We start from the raw sequence: 2,629 nt of genomic DNA on the forward strand, positions 1-2,629 counted from the left end.
GTGCGCTCAGCTGTCTTCCACCAGGTGGCCGGTGACGACGATGTTGTCTTCGTAGTGGCCGGTCTGTTCGTTGAAGTCGCCGCCGCAGGTGATGAGTCGGATCTCTGGGCCCTTGGTGTTTCCGTAGACCTTGTAGTCGGGGAAGGAGTCTTTGCCGTAGTCGGTGACGTCATCGATGCTGAACGTGGCTTCGGAGCCGTCTTCGCGGGTGACGGTGAGTGTGTCTCCGCTGTGGAGGCCGCCGAGGTCGAAGAACACAGCGGGCCCATCTTCCGCGGAGTCGACGTGGCCGACGATGAGTGAGGGGCCGACTTCACCAGGCGTGGGCGAGCGTTCATACCAGCCTGCGGGGGCATCCTTGCCCAATGGTGGTACTTCGAGTTCGTCGTTGTCCGTCAGGCCCAGTTCCATGATGCTGGTGTCGACATCGATGGCGGGAATGCTCAGCTGTGTCGGTGCGGAGGCGTCCATCGCCTTGTCGGGTTCTGTCTCTGGCACAGCATCGGCCTCATCGGACTCATCGGCGTCAGGGGTTGATGGAGCCGATGACTGTGCACCGGACGAGTCGCTGTCGGTCTCTGCTGCGGCAGTGGGGCTGCCGGATTCTGCATTCGGCTGCGGTGGTGATTGTCCGCGCACGAGGCCGACGGTGATGAGTATGGCCGCGACGACGAGCAGGGCAAGGCCCACCACGGCCCATGTGCTGATGCCGCGGCGATGCCTTGCCTGCTTGCCAGTCATGACTGGTGTCGTCCTTTCTGTTGTCGATCAGTCTGTGTCGATCAGTGAGCGCTGTTCGTCTTCTTCTTCCGCGAGATTGCGAAGGCCGCACCCGCTGCGACGAGGATTCCGCCGCCGGAGGCCAGCATCACCGTGTCATCGGTGCCGGCAGTGCTGCCGCCGCCTGTGTCGGGTCCGCCCTTAGGCGGCTGTCCCATCTGGCTGTCGGCAAGAGTTCCGCACAGAGCCGGGGCGGTGGCGGCCTGCGGGAGGCTGTCATCGAGTGGGCTCTTGGCGTCCTGAACGTCCTTCGGGAGGTCCTCGGGGTTGAGGCCGTGGACGACGACGGATGCTCCGCCATTCTTGATGGCATCCACGGTCTTGTCATCGAGATCGATGGTGCGCTCGTAGGTTGCCGAGCCACCCTTGATACCGGCATGCTCGACATCGACGGCGGCAGCGGCACTGGTGTCACCGGAGTCCGTCAGGGTCGTGGAGACTTCGCCGTAGGCGGCACCACCTTCGGGAGTGTTGACGATTCCGTCGCCGTCCTCATCAGCCGAGGCGGTGGGGCATGTGCCATTGCCGCCAGCTTTGACGTGGATGTGCTGGACGTGGGGGTACTTCCCGTCCTGGAACGTCTCGGCCAGACCCTCGACGTGTTCCGTGATCATCGCTTTGTTGCCCTTGAGGGTGATCATGATGTCACCGGAGGCTCCGCTGTCGTTGACCTCGTTCAGGTCGGCCTGGTACGTCCAATTCTCACCGGAGTCGCTGCCGCTTGCGGTTGCCGCGGCTGCTGGGCCTGCTGCAAGACCGAAGGCGGTCAAGGCGAGGACCGGAGTGAGCATGAGCTTCTTTGCTGTGCGCATGATGTGTTCCCTTCTGCGTTATCTCTGTGGACAGTCCCGTTCGGGGCCGTACAGTGACGATTCGGAGCAGTCGGCAGTGCAGATGGGTCAGCCGAGAAGTTTTTTTTGCACCAATCCCCATCGCTCAATCAGGCTTCGGGGATGACCGCTGCCATAGCGATGTCCCTGGCACTTGTTGTGGGACAGGCGAATTAGTGGCGATCGAGCCCGAAGCCGGTGCCGGTGAGCTCTTCGGAGACCTCCCACAGGCGACGCGCGAGAGTGGGGTCGCTGGCGGCGGCGGATCGGCCGACCAGTGTAGGAGAGCCGCGCAGCTCGCCACGTCCGTCGGGGCCGATGTAGCTGGCTCCCGGCAGGTCCTGAGTCGCTGCGAACAAAGAGGGCAGAGCCCCCTGTTCGCTGGTCTGAGCAAAAATGCGCCCGGCAAGGTTCGCCGCCGCAACGAGCGTTTTGGGCTGCCCCTTGGTGCCGAGGCTCGTGGCAGCATAGCCGGGATGCGCGGCCAGCGAGCGGACGGTCGAACCGGCCTGCTGCAGGCGTCGTTCGAGCTCGAGCGTGAACAGCAGGTTGGCTAACTTGGACTGCCCGTAGGACGCTGCGAAACCGTATCTGCGCGTGCGCAGGGCCAGATCGTCGAAGTGGATCGTGCCCGACTTGTGTGCCCCCGACGCGACCGTGATCACCCGGTCGGTGAGGTGCGGCAGGAGGAGGTTGGTCAGGGTGAAGTGCCCAAGATGATTGGTGCCGAACTGCAGGTCGAATCCGTCCTTGGTTGAAGTTCCTGCGAGTCCGGCGACCCCGGCGTTGTTGATGAGGATGTCGAGCGGGTTGCTCCACGACTGCGCGAAAGCTCGGATTGAACTCAGGTCAGCGAGATCGAGTTCGCGGACCTCGGTGCTGCCTCCCATGGCACGAGCCGCTGTCTGTCCGCGTTGCGTATCGCGAACGGCCAGAACGACGTGCGCTCCTGCTCGGGTGAAAGCGGCCGCAGTCGCGGCCCCGACTCCGCCGTTGGCTCCGGTGACCATCACCGTACG

Annotated in this window: 3 protein-coding genes; all 3 read right to left on the reverse strand. The window is 63.9% G+C overall.

Features of this window, described 5'->3' with window-relative positions; genetic code table 11:
• Positions 1–6: 6 nt before the first annotated feature.
• The gene (locus tag L0G76_RS15550) at positions 7–741 is read right to left on the reverse strand and encodes a class F sortase (RefSeq protein WP_304358041.1); all 735 of its coding nucleotides are present in this window, start codon (positions 739–741) and stop codon (positions 7–9) included.
• A 41-nt stretch (positions 742–782) separates the two neighbouring features.
• On the reverse strand, positions 783–1,592 hold the full coding sequence (locus L0G76_RS15555) for a hypothetical protein (protein WP_304358042.1): 810 nt from the start codon (positions 1,590–1,592) through the stop codon (positions 783–785).
• Positions 1,593–1,783: 191 nt separating this feature from the next.
• Positions 1,784–2,629: oxidoreductase (locus L0G76_RS15560; protein WP_304358043.1), on the reverse strand; the 846-nt coding region annotated here is incomplete at its 5' end.

Source organism: Brevibacterium picturae (assembly GCF_030453725.1).
Classification (GTDB): Bacteria; Actinomycetota; Actinomycetes; order Actinomycetales; family Brevibacteriaceae; genus Brevibacterium; species Brevibacterium sandarakinum_A.